General features: G+C 64.1%; 15 protein-coding genes. 4 read left to right on the top strand and 11 right to left on the bottom strand.

The features are described 5' to 3' along the window. Positions 1–50: 50 nt before the first annotated feature. A complete protein-coding gene (locus AACG97_RS05520; RefSeq protein ID WP_115293452.1) occupies positions 51–2,111 on the top strand; it encodes a PhoX family protein in 2,061 nt (686 codons plus the stop codon). A gap of 119 nt (positions 2,112–2,230) precedes the next feature. Here AACG97_RS05520 and AACG97_RS05515 read toward each other — a convergent pair whose 3' ends face one another. Together AACG97_RS05515 and purL are read right to left on the bottom strand one after the other, a co-directional pair. After that, complete coding sequence (locus AACG97_RS05515; RefSeq protein WP_009683429.1) at positions 2,231–2,542, bottom strand: NIF3 1; 312 nt, start codon at positions 2,540–2,542, stop codon at positions 2,231–2,233. 3 nt (positions 2,543–2,545) lie between these two features. Continuing rightward, on the bottom strand, positions 2,546–6,445 hold the full coding sequence (gene purL / locus AACG97_RS05510) for a phosphoribosylformylglycinamidine synthase (protein WP_225785865.1): 3,900 nt from the start codon (positions 6,443–6,445) through the stop codon (positions 2,546–2,548). Positions 6,446–6,801: 356 nt separating this feature from the next. Here purL and mltF point away from each other — a divergent pair, with 356 nt between their 5' ends. Further along, complete coding sequence (mltF, locus tag AACG97_RS05505; protein ID WP_197886710.1) at positions 6,802–8,259, top strand: membrane-bound lytic murein transglycosylase MltF; 1,458 nt, start codon at positions 6,802–6,804, stop codon at positions 8,257–8,259. Positions 8,260–8,368: 109 nt separating this feature from the next. Here the strand turns inward: mltF and tadA are convergent, their stop codons facing one another. The 5 genes from tadA to AACG97_RS05480 all read right to left on the bottom strand — a co-directional run bounded on the left by tadA (position 8,369) and on the right by AACG97_RS05480 (position 12,905). Next, positions 8,369–8,848: a tRNA adenosine(34) deaminase TadA gene (gene tadA, locus AACG97_RS05500; protein ID WP_029885514.1), complete on the bottom strand. Its 480-nt coding sequence runs from the start codon at positions 8,846–8,848 to the stop codon at positions 8,369–8,371. Further along, entirely contained in the window at positions 8,848–10,230 is a 1,383-nt protein-coding gene (locus AACG97_RS05495) for a multicopper oxidase family protein (protein WP_182366753.1), read from the bottom strand. Before AACG97_RS05495 ends, tadA begins: the two co-directional genes overlap by 1 nt. Positions 10,231–10,333: 103 nt before the next feature. Next, positions 10,334–11,779: a M48 family metallopeptidase gene (locus AACG97_RS05490; RefSeq protein WP_225785866.1), complete on the bottom strand. Its 1,446-nt coding sequence runs from the start codon at positions 11,777–11,779 to the stop codon at positions 10,334–10,336. A gap of 12 nt (positions 11,780–11,791) precedes the next feature. Continuing rightward, positions 11,792–12,451 (bottom strand): hypothetical protein, encoded by a 660-nt coding sequence (locus AACG97_RS05485; RefSeq protein WP_144187622.1) that lies wholly within the window; start codon positions 12,449–12,451, stop codon positions 11,792–11,794. A gap of 19 nt (positions 12,452–12,470) precedes the next feature. Continuing rightward, positions 12,471–12,905, bottom strand: a complete 435-nt coding sequence (locus AACG97_RS05480; protein ID WP_144187620.1) for a hypothetical protein — start codon at positions 12,903–12,905, stop codon at positions 12,471–12,473. Positions 12,906–13,078: 173 nt separating this feature from the next. On the opposite strand from AACG97_RS05480, the gene AACG97_RS05475 reads away from it, so the two are divergent. Continuing rightward, a complete protein-coding gene (locus tag AACG97_RS05475; RefSeq protein ID WP_144187618.1) occupies positions 13,079–14,023 on the top strand; it encodes a helix-turn-helix transcriptional regulator in 945 nt (314 codons plus the stop codon). Between the two features lie 66 nt (positions 14,024–14,089). On the opposite strand, the gene guaA is transcribed toward AACG97_RS05475, so the two are convergent. The 4 genes from guaA to AACG97_RS05455 form a co-directional block, all read right to left on the bottom strand. Beyond that, positions 14,090–15,667 (bottom strand): glutamine-hydrolyzing GMP synthase, encoded by a 1,578-nt coding sequence (gene guaA / locus AACG97_RS05470; RefSeq protein ID WP_009683420.1) that lies wholly within the window; start codon positions 15,665–15,667, stop codon positions 14,090–14,092. Between the two features lie 78 nt (positions 15,668–15,745). Further along, complete coding sequence (gene guaB, locus AACG97_RS05465) at positions 15,746–17,215, bottom strand: IMP dehydrogenase (protein WP_003255025.1); 1,470 nt, start codon at positions 17,213–17,215, stop codon at positions 15,746–15,748. Between the two features lie 86 nt (positions 17,216–17,301). Further along, entirely contained in the window at positions 17,302–17,859 is a 558-nt protein-coding gene (locus tag AACG97_RS05460; protein WP_054890223.1) for a hypothetical protein, read from the bottom strand. A gap of 47 nt (positions 17,860–17,906) precedes the next feature. After that, positions 17,907–18,662, bottom strand: a complete 756-nt coding sequence (locus tag AACG97_RS05455; protein ID WP_054890224.1) for a sulfite exporter TauE/SafE family protein — start codon at positions 18,660–18,662, stop codon at positions 17,907–17,909. Positions 18,663–18,759: 97 nt separating this feature from the next. Between AACG97_RS05455 and AACG97_RS05450 the strand changes: the two genes are divergently transcribed. After that, on the top strand, positions 18,760–19,644 hold the full coding sequence (locus tag AACG97_RS05450) for a LysR family transcriptional regulator (RefSeq protein WP_144187616.1): 885 nt from the start codon (positions 18,760–18,762) through the stop codon (positions 19,642–19,644). The last annotated feature ends 6 nt before the right edge of the window (positions 19,645–19,650 follow it).

Genomic DNA, 19,650 nt, shown 5'->3' with positions numbered 1-19,650 from the left:
CGCCTTACAGTCGCGGTTTGTTTCAAGCCAGCGAATACAAGGACACTCTGATGAGTCGAGATACCGGCGACAATCTGGACCGGAACCACAGCGGCAACCCGCCGATGGCCTCCGTCATGGACGTCTACCTCAGCCGCCGCAGTGTGATGCGCGGCAGCCTGGGCGCTGCCATCGCCATGATCGCCGGTACAGGCCTGGCAGGCTGCTTCGACAGCGGCGGCTCCGCCAACGATGACCCGGTTACCCAGCCGCCCGTTACCGAGCCGAAAAACCCGAAAATGGCCCTGGGTTTCCAATCCATCCCCGGGTCGCGCACCGACGCCTGCGCAGTGGCCGCCGGCTACAGCGCCTACGTGCTCGCCCCATGGGGTACGCCGCTGAACAGCAACGCCAAGCCGTGGCGAGCCGATGGCAGCAACACCTCGACCGATCAGGCCAACGCCATGGGCATGCACCATGACGGCATGCATTTCTTCCCCATCAACGGCAGCTCCGAAGACGGCCTGCTGGCGATCAACTTCGAGTACATCGACACCGCCGCCCTGCACCCGGCCGGCCCAACGACCGATATCAATGGCAAACGCCCGGCCGAAGAAGTGCGCAAGGAAATCAACGCCCACGGCGCTGGCGTGGTGCGCTTGCAGAAAACCGATGGCCGCTGGCAGGTGGTCGACAACGACCCGCTCAACCGCCGCTTCACTACCGCATCGCGCATGGCCATCAGCGGCCCGCTGCGTGGCACCGAACACGTCAAGACCAAGTACTCCCCCGCCGGCACCCACTGCCGAGGCACCAACAACAACTGCGGCAACGGCTATACGCCCTGGGGCACCTACCTCACCTGTGAAGAAAACTGGCCGGGCATTTTCGTCAACAAGGGCACCCGCCCTGAAGACCAGCAGCGCATTGGCGTGGGCACCTCCAGCGGCCAGTTCAAATGGGAAAGTGCAGCCGGCGACGCCAGCGAGGAAGCCGACGAGTTTGCCCGTTTCGACGTGACCGCCAAGGGCGCCAGCGCCACCGACGACTACCGCAACGAAGCCAGCACCTATGGCTACATCGTCGAGATCGACCCTTACGACAGCAGCACCCTCGCGACCAAACGTACCGCACTGGGCCGCTTCCGCCACGAAGGCTGCGCCCCGGGCCTGCCGGTGCCGGGCAAGCCACTGGTGTGGTACATGGGTGACGACTCCAACAATGAATACGTGTACAAGTGGGTGTCCAGCGCCGTGTGGGATGCCGCCGATGCCAACCCGGCCGACCGACTGGCCACTGGTGCCAAGTACCTGGACCAGGGCAAGCTGTACGTCGCCCGCTTCAATGCCGACGGTACCGGCGTCTGGCTGCTGCTGGACGTGACTACCCCCACCACTGGCGGCGGCACCTTGGGCGCGCTGTACGGCGACCTGCCGGGCATCCTGCTCAACACCCGGGGTGCCGGCGATGCCGTGGGCGCAACGCCAATGGACCGCCCGGAGTGGACCACGGTCAACCCGCTTAACGGCGACGTGTACCTGACACTGACCAACAACAGTGCGCGCACCCCGGAAAAAGCCGATGCCGCCAACCCGCGCGGGCCGAACCGCCATGGCCATATCATCCGCTGGCACGACAGCGACGACCAGTTGAGCTTCGCCTGGGACATCTTCGTGTTTGGCGCCAACGCGGCCGGCACCGCCGACATCAACCGTTCCGGCCTCACCGAACTGAACCAGTTCGCCAGCCCGGATGGCATGAGCTTCGATAGCCGTGGCGTGCTGTGGTTCGAGACCGACAACGGCGAAAGCACTGTCACCGACTACACCAACGACCAGCTACTGGCGGTGATCCCCACCAACCTGGTGGACGCCGGCGGCAAACAGGTGCCGGTGAACGCGCAGAACCAGGTGGACCTGCGGCGCTTCTTCGTTGGCCCGAATGGTTGCGAAGTGACCGGGATTACCTTTACCCCGGACAACAAGACGCTGTTTGTGAACATTCAGCACCCGGGGAACTGGCCATGCACCGACAACGCTACGGATGTGACGCCAGCGGGTACCAAGGTAAGGCCGCGGGCTGCGACGGTGGTGATTCAGCGGGTTGATGGCGGGGAGATCGGCACCGTCTGACCGGTGTGGTACAGCTAGCCTTGCGCTGGCTTTACTGGCCTGTTCGCGGGCACGCCCGCTCCCACAAGTTGTGTAAACCCTGTGGGAGCGGGCGTGCCCGCGAATAGCCCTGATGCGGTCTAGAACTCGGCGAGCCGCCACACCTCATAGGCTGGCGCCTCGTACGGGTGGCTTTGCTTGAGCGCAGCGACGACCTGGGCTACCAGCTCGTCTGCCACCACCAGCTCCACCTTCCACTCTTCCACCACCTCGACCCGGCCCGTTTGCCCGAGAAACGGCTGGCTGCCGTCCAGCGGGCGAAACTGGCCCTGGCCCAGGGTTTGCCAGGCGCAGTGGTCATAGTCACCGATGCGCCCGCCACCAGCGGCGAACACAGCGGCCTTGACCACGTCGACATGACTGGCGGGGACGAAGAAGGCGAGCTTGTACACGCCTTAGTTCACCCACACCCGCGCATTGCGGAACATGCGCATCAGCGCGGCATCTTCGTGCCACTCGTCAGGGCGCCAGGAGTTCTGCACGGCGCGGAACACACGCTCCGGGTGCGGCATCATGATGGTCACGCGACCGTCGCGGCTGGTGAGGCCGGTGATACCGCGCGGCGAGCCGTTCGGGTTGGCCGGGTAGGCTTCGGTGACCTTGCCGTGGTTATCGACATAGCGCAGGGCCACGCAACCGGACATGTCGGCGGCCAGCAGCGCTTCTTCGCTGGCGAACTCGGCATGGCCTTCACCGTGGGCGATGGCGATCGGCATGCGCGAACCGGCCATGCCTTGCAGGAAGATCGAGTTGGACTTCTGCACTTCGACCATGGCCACACGTGCCTCGAACTGCTCCGAGCGGTTGCGCACGAAGTGCGGCCAGTGCTCGGTGCCCGGGATCAGCTCGTGCAGGTTGGACATCATCTGGCAACCGTTGCACACGCCCAGCGCGAAGCTGTCGGTACGCTCGAAGAAGGCCTGGAAGGCATCACGGGCGCGGCTGTTGAACAGCGCCGACTTGGCCCAGCCCTCACCGGCGCCCAGCACGTCACCGTAGGAGAAACCACCGCAGGCCACCAGGCCCTTGAAGGCCTCGAAGTCGACGCGGCCGGCAAGGATATCGCTCATGTGCACGTCGATGGCGGCGAAGCCGGCGCGGTCGAAGGCTGCAGCCATTTCAACCTGGCCGTTGACGCCCTGCTCACGCAGGATGGCCACTTGCGGGCGCACGCCTTTCTTGATGTACGGTGCGGCGATGTCGTCGTTGACGTCGAAGCCCAGCTTGACCGACAGGCCCGGGTTGTCTTCCTCCAGCAGCAGGTCGAACTCCTGGTCGGCGCAGTCGGCGTTGTCGCGCAGGCGCTGGATCTGGTAGCTGGTCTCGGCCCACTGGCGCTGCAGCATGCGGCGGTCGTCGTCGAACAGCACTTCGCCATTGAGGCTGATGGACACTTCGGCGTTGTTGACCGGCTTGCCGATCACCGCCACGCAACCTTCGCCCAGGCCAGCGGCGCTGAACTGTGCCAGTACGTCGGGGGTGGCGTCCTGGCGAACCTGAATGACCGCCCCCAGCTCTTCGTTGAACAGAATGGCCGCCACATCGGCCTTGCTGTCGGTCAGCGGGTCGAGGTGCAAGTCCAGGCCGCAGTGGCCGGCAAAGGCCATTTCCAGCACGGTGGCGGCCAGGCCGCCGTCGGAACGGTCGTGGTAGGCCAGCAGGTGGCCATCTTCGTTCAGGCCCTGGATCACGGCGAAGAAGGCCTTGAGGTCTTCGGCGTCGTCGACATCCGGTGCCTGGGCAGCGATCTTGCCGTAGGTCTGGGCCAGGATCGAGGCGCCCATGCGGTTCTTGCCGCGGCCGAGGTCGACCAGGATCAGGTCGGTTTCACCCTTGTCCATGCGCAGTTGCGGGGTCAGGGTCTTGCGAATATCGGTGACCGGGGCGAAGCCGGTGATGATCAGCGACATCGGCGAGGTCACGCTCTTCTCGACGCCCTCGTCGCTCCACTTGGTTTTCATCGACATGGAGTCTTTGCCGACCGGAATGGTAATGCCCAGCTCCGGGCACAGCTCCATGCCGACCGCCTTGACGGTGTCGTACAAGCGCGCGTCTTCACCTGGGTGGCCGGCAGCGGACATCCAGTTGGCCGATAGCTTGACGTCGGACAGTTTCTCGATGCGCGATGCCGCCAGGTTGGTCAGCGTTTCGCCAATGGCCATGCGGCCGGATGCCGGGGCGTCCAGCAAGGCCAGCGGGGTTCGCTCGCCCATGGCCATGGCTTCACCGGTGTACACATCGAAGCTGGTGGCCGTGACGGCGCAGTCGGCAACCGGAACCTGCCACGGGCCGACCATCTGGTCGCGGGCAACCAGGCCGGTGATGGTGCGGTCGCCGATGGTGATCAGGAAGCTCTTGCTGGCCACTGCCGGGTGGTTCAGCACGCGCTGCACGGCGCTGTCCAGGTCCAGCTCGCTTGGGTCGAAATCATCGCCCAGCTCGGCTTCACGGGTGACCGAACGGTGCATGCGCGGCGGCTTGCCCAGCAGCACGTCGAGGGGCATGTCCACCGGGGTGTTGCCGAAGTGGCTGTCGCTGACGGTCAGGTGCTTTTCTTCGGTGGCTTCACCGACCACGGCAAACGGGCAACGCTCGCGCTCGCAAATGGCCTTGAAGCGCTCGAAGTCGACGGCGCTGACGGCCAGCACGTAACGCTCCTGCGACTCGTTGCTCCAGATTTCGTGCGGGGCCATGCCCGGCTCGTCGTTGGGCACGTTGCGCAGCTCGAAGCGGCCACCACGGCCGCCGTCGTTGACCAGCTCCGGGAAGGCGTTGGAGATGCCGCCGGCGCCTACGTCGTGGATGAAGGCGATAGGGTTGGCATCGCCCAGCTGCCAGCAGCGGTCGATGACCTCCTGGCAACGGCGCTCCATTTCCGGGTTTTCACGCTGTACCGAGGCGAAGTCCAGGTCAGCGGAGCTGGCGCCGGTGGCCACCGACGAAGCAGCGCCGCCGCCCAGGCCGATCAGCATGGCCGGGCCACCGAGCACGATCAGCTTGGCGCCGACCGTGATCTCGCCCTTCTGCACGTGGTCTTCACGGATGTTGCCCATGCCGCCTGCGAGCATGATCGGCTTGTGGTAACCGCGTACTTCTTCACCGTGCGGGGTGTTGATGGCCTGCTCGAAGGTACGGAAGTAGCCGGTCAGCGCCGGGCGACCGAATTCGTTGTTGAAAGCAGCACCGCCCAATGGGCCTTCGATCATGATGTCGAGGGCGTCGACGATGCGCTCTGGCTTGCCGTAGGCTTGCTCCCAGGGCTGCTCGAAGCCCGGAATGCGCAGGTTGGACACGGTGAAGCCGGTCAGGCCCGCCTTGGGCTTGGCGCCACGGCCAGTAGCACCTTCGTCACGGATTTCGCCACCCGAGCCGGTGGACGCACCGGAGAACGGGGCGATGGCGGTCGGGTGGTTGTGGGTTTCCACCTTCATGAGGATGTGCACCGGCTCCTGCACCGCGCCGTACTGGCGGGTTTCAGGGTTCGGGAAGAAGCGGCCGGCAACGTTGCCGACGATCACCGAGGCGTTGTCCTTGTATGCAGACAGCACACCTTCGTTGTGCATCTGGTAGGTGTTCTTGATCATGCCGAACAGGCTTTTTTCCTGCGCCTGGCCGTCGATGTCCCAACTGGCGTTGAAGATCTTGTGGCGGCAGTGCTCGGAGTTGGCCTGGGCGAACATCATCAGTTCGATGTCGTTCGGGTTGCGCTTGAGGCCCTGGAACGCATTGACCAGGTAGTCGATTTCGTCTTCGGCCAGGGCCAGGCCGAGGTCGATGTTGGCCTTGGCCAGCGCGTCGCGGCCGCCGCCGAGGATATCGACCGAGGTCATCGGCTTGGGCTGGGCGTGGCTGAACATGTCAGCGGCCTGCTCCAGCTGGCCGAGCACGCGCTGGGTCATGCGGTCGTGCAGCTCGGCGGCGATCAGGGCGGCGTCAGCGTCGCTCAGGTTGCCGGCAACGTAGTAGGCGATACCACGCTCCAGGCGCTGGATGGCCTGCAGGCCGCAGTTGTGAGCGATGTCGCTGGCCTTGCTGGCCCATGGCGAGATGGTGCCCAGGCGCGGTACGACCAGGAACAGGCGGCCGCTCGGCTCCTGTACCGGCACGCTCGGGCCGTACTTGAGCAGACGGCCCAGCACCTGCTGCTGGTCGGCGGTCAGTTCGCCTACAACATCGGCAAAGTGGGCAAATTCGGCATACAAACCAGTAACAGCGGGGACTTTCTGGCTCAGTTGCTCGAGTAATTTACCGTGGCGAAAGGCAGAAAGGGCAGGAGCGCCGCGCAGGATCAACATCGTCGGGACAGCCTCAGGAAGGGGTGTGCTTAGAGGCCGTGCATTCTAGCCTAAATCGTTGGCTTTCGGCACCCGCTCTAAGCCATGGCTGCCGGGCGGCGGAACCGGACTTTGGGGTCAAAAAAATCCCCCTGTTCTCCACGCCCTGTAGGAGCGGCCTTGCGTCGCGATGGGCCGCACAGCGGCCCCAGTTTTCCAGCACCGCCGCCAGTACCCCGGGGCCGCTGCGCGGCCCATCGCGACGCAAGGCCGCTCCTACAGAGGATCAGGCCGCAGCACTGCACAGAATGTGCTACCAGACAACCTAACAGTTGTCGAGATATGGTTGCGCCGGTCCTTTGCGTATACTGCAATCTATGTTCGCCCACACTGCTTTGCGCCAGCGTTGCGCCAAATGGCTCCTCGCAACCGGACTCTTTCTGCTGCTCGGTGCCTGCGTTGAAAAACCCAGCACCCTCGAGCGCGTGAAGGAGGACGGCGTGCTGCGCGTGATCACCCGCAACAGCCCGGCCACCTACTTCCAGGACCGCAACGGCGAAACCGGCTTCGAGTACGAACTTGTCCAGCATTTCGCCGATGATCTCGGCGTAAAACTGCAGATCGAAACCGCCGACAACCTCGACGAACTGTACGATTCGCTCGGCAAGCCCGCCGGCCCGGTGCTGGCCGCGGCCGGCCTGGTCAGCAGTGAACGGCGCAAGGCCCAGGTGAAATACTCGCACCCCTACCTGGAAGTCACCCCGCAGGTGGTCTATCGCAACGGCCGCCCACGCCCGACCGACGCCAAGGGCCTGGTCGGCAAGAAAATCATGGTGCTCAAGGGCAGCAGCCATGCCGACCTTCTGGCCGAGTTGAAAAAGCAGAACCCAGGCCTGGAATATGAAGAGTCCGACGCGGTCGAGGTGGTCGACCTGCTGCGCATGGTCGACGAAGGCCAGATCGACCTGACCCTGGTCGACTCCAACGAACTGGCGATGAACCAGGTGTACTTCCCCAACGTGCGGGTTGCCTTCGACGTGGGCGACACCCGTGATCAACGCTGGGCAGTCGCGGCCGGTGAAGACAACAGCCTGCTCAACGAAATCAATGAATTCCTCGACAAGGCGCAGAAAAACGGCACCCTGCAGCGCTTGAAGGACCGCTACTACGGCCATGTCGATGTTCTGGGCTACGTGGGCGCCTACACCTTCGCCCAGCATCTGCAGCAACGCCTGCCCAAGTACGAGAAGCACTTCAAGAGCTACGCCAAGGTCGAGCAGGTGGACTGGCGCCTGCTGGCCGCCATTGGTTACCAGGAATCGATGTGGCAACCGGAGGTTACCTCCAAGACCGGCGTACGCGGCCTGATGATGCTGACCCAGCGCACCGCCCAGGCGATGGGCGTATCCAACCGCCTGGACCCGCGGCAGAGCATCCAGGGGGGCGCCAAGTACTTCATGAAAATCAAGGAAGAGCTCGAGGACAGCATCAAGGAGCCCGACCGCACCTGGTTCGCCCTGGCTGCCTACAACGTCGGCACCGGCCACCTGGAAGACGCCCGTACCCTGGCCAAGCGCGAAAAGCTCAACCCGAACAAGTGGCTGGACGTGAAGAAAATGCTGCCGCGCCTGTCGCAGAAACAGTGGTACCGGCAGACCAAGTACGGCTATGCCCGCGGTGGCGAGCCTGTGCACTTCGTGGCCAACATCCGCCGCTACTACGACATCCTCACCTGGGTCACCCAACCGCAGCTCGAAGGCCAGGTCGCCGAAGGCAACCTTCATGTGCCTGGTGTGAACAAGGACAAGCCTGCGGACCAGTCACCGCCGATGTGAGCCTGTAGCGGCCTGTTCGCGGGCACGCCCGCTCCCACAGGTCCACCACAAGCCTGAGGGGGTGGCATTCCTGTGGGAGCGGGCGTGCCCGCGAACAGGCCGGCCCAGGCTAGCCCTTGGCCCGGCGGGCTTTGAAGAAGTCGCTGAGGATCTGCCCACACTCCTGCGCCAGCACCCCGCCCTCCACCATCACCCGGTGGTTGAGAAAGCCCTGGCCGAAGAACTGCCCCTGGCTTTGCACGATCCCCGCCTTGGGCTCCAGCGCGCCAAACACCACCCGCATCACCCGTGAATGTACGATCAGGCCTGCACACATGCTGCACGGTTCCAGCGTGACGTACAGGGTGCTGCCTGGCAGGCGGTAGTTGCTGGCCGCCTTGGCCGCCGCCCGAATCGCCACCATCTCGGCATGGGCACTGGGGTCGCTGTCGATGATCGGCCGGTTGAAGCCCTGGCCAATCACCTGGCCATGCTGCACCAGCACGGCCCCCACCGGTACCTCGCCCAGCGCTGCACCCTCGGCTGCCAGGGACAACGCCAGGCGCATGAATTCCTGATCGCGGCTGCGATCGATGATCTGCGGGCGCATCACACCACCGCGATAGCGGCCATCAGGCCGGTTTCCATGTGGTCGATGACGTGGCAGTGGAACATCCAGGTGCCCGGGTTATCCGCCACCAGGGCCACCTGCGCGCGCTCGTTCTTGCCCAGCAGGTAGGTGTCGGTGAACCACGGTTCCTTGATGTCGTGCCGGTTGGAGGCGATCACCTTGAAACTCATGCCATGCAGGTGGATCGGGTGCTGGTACTGGGTCATGTTCTTCAACTCGAAGATGTAGCTTTTGCCTTTTTGCAGCGTGGCGATGGGGCGGTCGGCGCAGGTCTTGTCGGTGATGTCCCAGGCTTGGCCGTTGATTTGCCAAAGGCTCGGTGGCTTGTCCTGGTCGGAGGTGACCGAAACCTTCGCCGCCCATTCGAAATTGAAGTTGAGCTTTTCGGCATTCTCCAGGTCCGGTTCGGCTATCGGGTTGGCCGGCAGCGCTGGCGGCCAGTCCCCCGGGGCATCGGTACTGGCCACCGAGCGCAGGGTGCCCAGGCGCACGAAGCCATCGCGCAAGGAAATTTCCTCCCCCGCCTGGGGAATGCGGATAGCCAGGCAGATGCGCATGCCAGGGCCGAGCCAGTACTCGTCCTCCAGGGTGCGAGGGGTCACCGGGTTACCATCGAGCGCGTAGATCCGGGCCTCGCAGTTGCCCTTGAGGTTCACCCGGTAAGTCCAGGTGTTGTCCAGGTTCAGCAGACGCACACGCACCACCTGCCCGGCCGGCAGTTCGGTGACCGCGTCGGCCTGGCCATTGATGGTGATCAGGCGCCCGGCGGTGCCGTTGCGCGCGGCCTCGCGCGGGATACTGAACGGCAGCCAGCCACCCTCCTCGTCCACGTGCCAGTTCTTCAGGCTGAGTGTGCGCTCATGCCGGAAGCCGGTGGGCTCGCGCTCCTCGACGATCAGCGGGCCGACCAGGCCACGGCCCAGCTCTTCGGAACTGCTGACATGAGGGTGGTACCAGTAGCTGCCCGCATCCGGTACGCGGAACTTGTAGTCGAAGTACTCGCCTGGCTTGACCGGCAGTTGCGACACATAAGGCACGCCGTCCATTTCCAGCGGCAGGCGGATACCGTGCCAGTGGATGGTGGTTTCCACCGGCAGGTGGTTGATGAAGCGCACCCGCAGCCAGGTGCCTTGGCGCACACGCAATTCGGTGCCCGGTGCAGAGGGCCCGAACGCCCAGGCCTCGGTCTTGAAGCCCGGCACCAGCTCGACGTCAAGCGGCGCGGCGATCAGCTCGTAGTCGTGGCCGGCGTTGTCGTCCTCGACCTTGCCCAGCCAGTAACGCGCCGCGCCACCGGCGCCCAGGCCAACCACAACCAGGCCGGTCAGGCCCTTGAGCATTTGTCGACGGGTGAAGGACATCGGTGCGGGTACCTCGTGTTCGGTGCGATCAAGCTGCCAGCCTCGGCTGACGATGAAGGGCGAATACGATACACCTGCAAATGGGAAATATTAAGTGAAGTCTCTAGAGACCCTGGCGTTCCGCTTCCACGGCGCCGCCCCACAACTGATTGAACCACTGCCGGTCATGGTCGCCAGGTTGGCGCATGGCAGCCTGCAGCAGTGCACCGTCCAGCCTGACGCGAAGGTTGTCGAGGCGCGCAGCCAGTGGCGGATGGGAGTCGAATGGATGGGGCATGGTCAGGCCCAGCACGTCCTCATCCAGGCGCAACGGCACGCGCTGCAAATGCCGGGGCAGCGCTGCCAGCAGGCCTTGGCCGCCGCACTCGTGCAGCAAGGCATCGACCATGCTGCTCAGGGCGATCGCCCGCAACAACGCCTGCATGAACAGCTCCGGCCCTGCCACTTCGGCACCGGCCCGGTCAGCCAGCAATTCCTGCTCACGCCCCCAGTGATGGACCGCGACCTGAAAATGGTGCAGGAACTGACCGGCTGCCCATACCACCGGGCGAGCGACCCAGGCGGCGCCGCGCTCAGCGTCGACCAGAGTCGAGAACTGGGCGCACATCAAGCTGAAGCGTGCGTTGGTCGCACTGCCCTGCTCCGTGTCGCGGCTGCGAAAATGGCCAAGCTCATGGCCAATGATCGCGGCGGCTTCCCGCTGGCTCAAGGCGCCGAGACACGGTAACGACAGATACAAGGTTCGGCCATTGAGTACCGACTGACAGGGCTGCAGCACGACTGGAACGCTGGTGACGAAAAAGCTTTGGTCGATGCCGACCACGATATTGTCCGGTACTGGCGCATGCAACTGCGCGGCCAGGCCCTCAACCCATTGCCAGAGCGCCGGAGCCCTCTGCCGGTGAAGCTGTCGGCCGAGAAAGCTCGCGTTGGACGCGCCGATGCGCGGCCATTGCTGGCGCATTCGCCAGGCCGTACGCAGGCACACGAGCAGTAATGACGCTAGCGGCAGCACCACGATCAGCACGGTAACCCCGCCCTGTGCCGCATGGCTGAAGCCGGCGCTGACTTCATACAGCAGCAGAAGGCCCAACGAGCCAGCCAGCAGCCCCATGTAGACGCTTAGCCAACGCCCCAGCACCCGCCAGCTGGCGGTCATGCGCTGGTGCAGGTAATGCGCCGAGCGCAGGGCCCGCCAGGCGTCGTACCTGAGCCTGAGCCAAGCGCCGATGCCAGCGACCAGCGCGCCCCATGCCAGCCAGCCGCCGACACCGGCCAGCGTTCTACGCACGCTAAGCCAGTGGCGGTCGGTATCGAGCTCATCCAACTGCCGTTGCAGCACTTCACGCGTGTCCAGGCGCCCTGCCAGTTCCTTGCGCGCCGCCCAAGGCAGTGTGCGCAACAAGTCCTCGCTGGGCGTTGCCAGCCACTGCCGGATGATCCCCGCCTGCTCTTGCGCCGTCTCGGCCCGCCATTGCTGCACGCCGCCCCAGCCGACCAGCAGCAACGGCAACAGCAGCATGACCAGGCCCCAACCCAGGCGCCTCATTGCAGCGCCCCGCTATACATCTACCTGCATCAACTCCAGTTGCCGTTGTGCATGGGCCGAATTGCGGTAGGCCGCCAACAGCTCGAGCACTTCGTCGTTCCCCAGCTTGCGACCCTTCAAGGCCAGGCCGGCAGACATGATGCGAATCTGCGGTCGCGGCTTTTTCAGGGCCATCGCCTGGTTTCCGAAAAACTGCAGCTTGACCACGCGATGCTTAGGCAGCACAGCTTCGCTGCTCATCTCCAGCGTCTGCACCATGACCAGGCCTTCGTCCTTTACCGCGATGTCCTCGACTTCAGCCATGTCGACAGGGGCGTCCAGGGTATCGACGAACAGCTGTCGGCGAGTCAGGCGCATGAACACCTGCGTGCCCGCGTTGCGGTGCTGCCAGGTCACCGCGGCCGCCATGCACACCACGAACAGCACCAGTGCGACCGCGCCCAGGCGTTGCGGGTTGAACGTGGCGACCAGCAGAATCAGGGCGCCCACCAGCAGTATCGGCCCCCAGACCTTGTAACGCCGGGAGTTGGTGAATTCGCTTTGCTCCGGGACGCGCTCGATTACCTGTTTGAGTTCGGCAACCACCCGCTCGCGCTGGGCGGCACGGGCTTGCTCATAGTCTTCGCCAAGCGCGCCGGAAAGGTCGGCCAGCGGATCGTCGGGTTTAGCCATGATCAGATGTGCTCCCCGTTCACCGCTGCTTGGCCAGATAATCGGTCAGAAAAGCCTGCGCATCACCTTGGCGCGACAGCCCCTCGGAGTAGCCAACCGGCAAAGGTTGCGGCTCACCCGGCAGGTAGAGCTCGCCGCCCCAGCCGCCCTGCACGATCAACACGACAAACTTGTTGCCATCGACCGTCGTCCAGTAGCGGGTGTCCTTGGCGGTTTTCTCGACCTGCATTTTCTGAATGCGCATGTTCCAGTCGTGATCGACGCCTTCGACCTGGACCAGCGCCTCATTGGCGGCCCGCTCGCCAATGCGCAGCGTCCATACCTTGACGCCCTCGGTGCCCATATAGGCCTTGACCTGTTCGGCTACTGCAGGCCGTTGTTCGGCATGTGCCTGGCCTAGCCAAAGCGTGAGCGATGCCACCAGCAAGGCAGCCCATTTACGATAAGCGAACATTTTTTCCACCATGATGCGAAACGATCGATCATTGAAGACAGCTACGCCGGCACTGCCAACCCCTGTGGCCGGTTCGCACAAAAGATGGGCCGCCGCGCACAATGGCTGTTGCCAAAAATGTGCGCGCGTTACCATTTACGCTCATGTCGCCGCCAACCAAGGACGTAGCGCCCATGCGATCGACCAGCCCCTACCTGGACACCTCCTTTTCCTTCGACAGCCCCGGCTCGCTCGCCGACGCCGGCGTGTTGGACAGCGGCAAGGCGCAGATCATGGGGCGTGCAACCGGGCATTATCGGGCGCAGACCGTGCACGCGGGGCTGCAGTACTTCGATTGCAACCTACAGTTTCCCGAACCGTTGCAAATCGACAAACTGCTGCCGCAAAGCCTGTGCATCGTCCACGTGTTCGACGGTGCCTGGCAGCACAAGGTCGACGGCACGCTCAACCATTACGCCCCCGGCCACTTGCACCTGCTGGGCCTGGGCGAAAGCCTGGAAGCGCAGGACCAGTTGCCTGCAGACAGCCATGCGCGCATGGCTGGCGTGCGCATTGCCGGCGACTACCTGCATGAGCTGGCGCGGGACGATGCGCAATTGCTACCCCTGCTGGCCTTGACCGCAGACGGCATGCGCTTCGATCAACTCCCCCAATGCCCCGCCGTCAGCCGCTTGCTGCAGCAGCTGTACCTGTCACCCTATACCGGTGGGCTACGGCGCCTGCATTGCGAAAGCCTGAGCGTGGCCGTGGTGCTGGAGCTGGCGCGCCACTTGATCGGCCCTGTACAAGGCACGAAAAACCCGGACCGCGGGCTGCGCGACCTGGCCATCGAAGCGCGGCGCCTGCTCGACACCCAATTGGCCACCCCACCCACCGCCGCCAGCCTTGCACGCCAACTGGGCGTGGGCGAGACCACCTTGCGCCGGGCGTTCCGCGACGAATTCGGCCGGCCAATGCTGCAGTACGTGCGCCAGCACCGCCTGGAGCAGGCCCGCACCCTGCTGCTGGAAAGGCGCTGGCAGGTGTCGCAGGTGGCCTACCAGGTCGGTTATGCCAACCCTGCCAATTTCTGCCATGCCTACAAGGCCTATTTCGGCCACCCGCCTGGCAGCGAATAGCAGGTTTTCCCAGGCAAAAGAAAAGGGCCTGCAATGCGGCCCTTTTCGTTCAACGCCAGAGAGGCATCATTCCCACTCAATCGTCGCCGGCGGCTTGCTCGACACGTCATAGGTCACGCGCGAGATGCCGTCGATTTCATTGATGATACGGCCGCTGACGGTTTCCAGCAGCTCGTACGGCAGGTGTGCCCAACGCGCGGTCATGAAGTCCACGGTCTCGACGGCACGCAGGGCCACGACCCAGGCGTAGCGACGGCCGTCGCCGACGACGCCGACCGACTTGACCGGCTGGAACACCACGAAGGCCTGGCTGGTCTTGTGGTACCAGTCGGCTTTGCGCAGCTCTTCGATGAAGATGTGGTCGGCACGACGCAGGATGTCGGCGTATTCCTTCTTCACTTCACCAAGGATACGCACACCCAGGCCCGGGCCCGGGAACGGGTGGCGGTAGACCATGTCGTACGGCAGGCCCAGCTCCAGGCCGATCTTGCGCACTTCGTCCTTGAACAGTTCACGCAGCGGCTCGACCAGCTTGAGGTTCATTTCCTCCGGCAGGCCACCGACGTTGTGGTGCGACTTGATCACGTGGGCCTTGCCGCTCTTGGCGCCAGCCGACTCGATCACGTCCGGGTAGATGGTGCCCTGGGCAAGGAACTGGATGTTTTCCAGCTTGCTGGCCTCGGCATCGAACACGTCGATGAAGGTGCGGCCGATGATCTTGCGCTTCTTCTCCGGGTCGGCTTCGCCTTCCAGGTTGTCGAGGAACTGCTTTTCAGCGTCGGCGCGAATGACCTTGACGCCCATGTTCTCCTTGAACATGGCCATCACCTGGTCACCTTCGTGCAGGCGCAGCAGGCCGTTGTCGACAAATACGCAGGTCAGCTGGTCGCCGATGGCGCGGTGCAGCAGCGCGGCAACCACCGAGCTGTCGACGCCGCCAGACAGGCCCAGCAGGACGTTGGCCGAACCCACTTGTGCACGCACCTGGGCGATGGCGTCTTCAACGATGTTGGACGGGGTCCACAGGGCTTCGCAGCCACAGATGTCCTGCACGAAGCGGGACAGGATGCGACCGCCCTGCTTGGTGTGGGTCACTTCCGGGTGGAACTGCACGCCGTAGTAGCCGCGGGTGTCGTCGAACATGCCGGCGATCGGGCAGCTTGGGGTGCTGGCCAATACATGGAAATTGCCCGGCATCTGGGTGACTTTGTCGCCGTGGCTCATCCACACGTCCAGGCCCAGTACGCCGTCAGCGTCGATGTGATCTTCGATGCCGTCGAGCAGGCGGCTCTTACCGACCACGTCCACGCGGGCATAACCGAACTCACGCAGGTCGGAACCTTCGACCTTGCCGCCCATCTGTTCGGCCATGGTCTGCATGCCGTAGCAGATGCCCAGCACCGGCACGTTCAGGTCGAATACTGCCTGCGGCGCGCGCGGGCTGTTGGCTTCGTGGACCGATTCGGGGCCGCCGGCGAGGATGATGCCGCGCGGGTTGAATTCGCGGATCGCTTCATCGTCCATGTCGAACGGGTGCAGCTCGCAGTACACGCCGATCTCGCGCACGCGGCGGGCAATCAGCTGGGTGTACTGGGAACCGAAATCGAGGATCAGGATGCGGTGAGCGTGAATGTCGAGGGCCATGACTCAATCTCGTCAGTGGAAATCGGAAACGACGCGGGGCTGTCGTGACAGCCCCGCATCCTTGTAGTGCTGGAAGCCTTAACCTACGCGGTAGTTAGGGGCTTCTTTGGTGATCTGCACGTCATGCACGTGGGACTCGGCCATGCCGGCGCCGGTGATGCGTACGAACTCCGGCTTGGTGCGCATCTCTTCGATGGTTGCGCTGCCGGTGTAGCCCATGGACGAACGCAGGCCGCCCATCAGTTGGTGGATGATCGCCGCCAGCGCACCTTTGTACGGCACACGGCCTTCGATGCCTTCCGGTACCAGCTTCTCGGCACCGGCCGAGGAGTCCTGGAAGTAACGGTCGGACGAGCCTTGCGCCTGTGCCATGGCACCCAGCGAGCCCATGCCGCGGTAGGCTTTGTAGGAACGGCCCTGGAACAGCTCGACTTCACCTGGCGCCTCTTCGGTACCGGCGAACATCGAACCCATCATCACGCAGGAAGCACCGGCTACGATGGCCTTGGACAGGTCACCGGAGAAGCGGATGCCGCCGTCGGCGATCAGTGGCACACCGGTGCCTTCCAGTGCAGCGGCAACGTTGGCGATGGCGCTGATTTGCGGCACGCCGACGCCTGCAACGATACGGGTGGTGCAGATAGAGCCCGGGCCGATACCGACCTTGACCGCGTCAGCGCCGGCTTCGGCCAGGGCCTTGGCCGCAGCGCCGGTGGCGATGTTGCCGCCGATCACCTGCACCTGCGGGTAGGTTTCCTTCACCCAGCGCACGCGGTCGATCACACCTTTGGAGTGACCGTGGGCAGTGTCGACCACCACCACGTCAACCCCGGCAGCAACCAGGGCGGCTACGCGCTCGCCGGTGTCCTTGCCAGTGCCGACGGCAGCGCCGACGCGCAGGCGACCTTGGTCGTCCTTGCTGGCCAGCGGGTAGGCCTTGGCCTTTTCGATGTCCTTGACGGTCATCATGCCCTTGAGGTTGAACTTGTCGTCAACGATCAGGACTTTTTCCAGGCGGTGCTTGTGCAGCAGCTCGCGCACTTCGTTCTTGTCGGCGCCTTCGCGCACCGTGACCAGGCGCTCTTTTGGCGTCATCACGTCGCGGACCTTGGCGTCCAGGCGGTTTTCGAAGCGTACGTCACGGGAAGTGACGATGCCGACCAGGTCACCGTTGGCCAGCACTGGCACGCCGGAGATGTTGTTCAGGCGGGTCAGCTCGAACAGGTCGCGCACGGTAGCGTCGGCGTCGATGGTGATCGGGTCCTTGACCACGCCAGCCTCGAACTTCTTGACCTTGCGAACTTCGCCGGCCTGCTGCTCGATGGTCATGTTCTTGTGGATGATGCCGATGCCGCCTTCCTGAGCCATGGCAATGGCCAGGCGCGCTTCGGTCACGGTATCCATGGCGGCGGAAACCAGCGGAATGTTCAGCTCGATGCCACGAGTCAAACGGGTCTTGAGACTGACTTCATTGGGCAGTACCTCGGAATAGCCAGGTACAAGGAGGATATCGTCGAAGGTCAGGGCTTCTTGGCTGATACGCAGCATCGCGGGGGCTCCCGGGCGGGAAAAATGGAAGCGCGCCATTATACTCATGCACGGCGCGCCGCTCAATGCAAAATAAGGGCCTTCGGTCAGCCGTGTGGCAGTTTTACCTGCACCACCGTCACCGGCTGGTCGAGCCAGTCGGCGAAGCTGTCGAGAAAGGCCTGGGTAAACCCGGCCTCGCCCCAGTTGTTGAAGATGAACCCCAGGTTGGAAAAGGCACATGGCTGCAGGTAAATGAAGCCATTGATGTCATCTTCGAAGCCGCACAGCGGGCAGGTGAAGTTGTCACTGACCGCCGGCATCCATTCTTCCAGGCTTTCGAACAGCGGCTCGCCCACCTCGCGCCGGCACTGCGGGCAGCCGGCTTCTTCAAGAAACCCTTCGGTGGGGGTATAGATGCAACGCTTGAGCATCACTTCCAGGCCGTTGGCCTGCTCGCCAAAAGGCAACAACTCAGGCCGCAGGGCCACCTTGCGGGCGCCTGCCGCCAGGGCGTGGCCCATGCGGTTGCCGGTACGGCCACAGGTGCTCAGCTGCTCCTCGACCACTTTCTCGCGTACCAGCCAGCGCACGATGGCACGGGCGCGGGCTTCGTGCACCGGCACGGTAGACAGCTTGGGAACGATAATGCTCTGGGTGTTCATGAACGGTACAAGCCTGCAAAACTGCGGTAAGGGCGCAATTCTACCGCTCAGGCGCCGAGGTAGCGACCGATCAGCGCCAAGCCGCTGGCCAGCACCAGCCAGGTGACCAGGCGCACAAAGGCTTCGCGCGACAGCCTGTGGGTCAGCCCACGGCCGACCCACAAGCCGATGAACATGACCGGCAGCAGGCATGCAGCCAGCAAGAGCAGGCTCTGGTCGGCGTAAACACCGGCGACCAGGAACAATGCCAGGCGCACCACCGTGCTGCAGCTGATCAGCGCGCTCTGGGTGGCGTGCACCTGTTCCTTTCGTTCCAGGCGTGCACTCAGGTACAGCGCATAAAGAAAACCGCCGCTGCCGAACAGCGCCCCGAACAGCCCGCCTGCCGTACCCATTGGCACTGCCCAGAAACCCGACAGGTTCGCCGGCCGTACTCTGACCGACAGGCTATACAGCGCGTAGGCCGTAACGAACAGGCCCATCAACAGCAACAGCACGTCAGACTGCAAACGCAGCAGGAACACCACGCCCAACGTGCAGCCCAGGGCCATGAACGGCAACAGCCGCAGCAACTCGCCGCGCACCACATCACGGCGCGAAGGCAGCAAGTTGCCGAAGGCGGCGACAAAATCGAGCAACACCAGCAGCGGGATGATCCGTGACAACGGCATGAAATGGATCAGCACCGGGCCCGCCACCAGCGCCGTACCGAAACCGGCAATGCCAAAGACGACGTAGGCCACGCCGACGCCGAGCAGGATGGGCAGCCAGTCAAGGCCGGTGAGCGACAGTTCAGTGAGCATGGCAGCAGTTCCAGGGAGCATAGGCAAAGGTTAGCCAGCTGAGAGCCATGCCGACTAATATGGCTTTATCGCCAAAGCCATCTCGAAAAGGCATGACATGACGTCCCTCCGCCAGTTGCGTTACTTCGTGGAAATCGCCGAGTGCGGCAGCTTCAGCAGTGCCGCTGAACGCCTGTTCATCGCGCAGTCGGCACTCAGCCGGCAGATCAAGGAGCTGGAGCAGCAACTGGGCACGCCATTGTTCGAGCGCACCGCCCGCCTGCCGCGCCTGACCCCGGCCGGCCAGGCGTTGCTGGAGCGGGCACGGCGCCTGCTGGCCGACCTGGCGCAGGCAGAGCGGGTGACCCGCGATATTGGCCAAGGGTTGCAAGGCAGCTTGCGCCTGAACCACTCCAGCACCGTCCCGTTGACCGGCCCGCTGCTGGCGCGTTTGAGCGGTTACCTGCACGCTAACCCGGGGGTTGCACTGGACATCGCCCAGCAGTCCTCGGAGGCCCAACTGGAAGACATCGCGGCGGGGCGGCTGGATATCGGCCTGTTGCGCTTGCCGGTGCTGCGCCAGCATGAAGGCGTGGTGCTGCATGAACTGTTCAGCGAGCCCGTGCTGCTTGCGGTGGCGGCCGGGCATCCGTTGGCCGGTGTGGCGCAGGTGGCGCTGCAGCAGTTGCGCGACGAGCGCTTCATTTCCATTCCGCACCGTGAGCGCGGCGGGCTGAGCTACCTGGCGGCCTCGTTGTGCATGGATGCGGGCTTTTTCCCACAGGCGGCGCAGGTGCTGTCGCGCAAAACGACCCAGCTGCAGCTGATCCAGGCAGGTTTTGGCGTGGCGTTGCTGCCGCAATGCATGCGCGACATTGCGCCGGCCTCGGTCAGTTTCGTCACCCTGGAGGGGGGCCGGGAAAGTACCGTGGCCCTGGCGTGCCGGCGCGATGCAGAGCAATTGGTGCGCCAGTTCGTGGCCGCGATGAAAGATCACGGCTAGCCCGCA

Source organism: Pseudomonas sp. Nvir, assembly GCF_963778085.1.
Classification (GTDB): Bacteria; Pseudomonadota; Gammaproteobacteria; order Pseudomonadales; family Pseudomonadaceae; genus Aquipseudomonas; species Aquipseudomonas juntendi.
The sequence above is the reverse complement of the archived record's forward strand: the minus strand, read 5'-3'. Positions and strand labels throughout refer to the sequence as shown.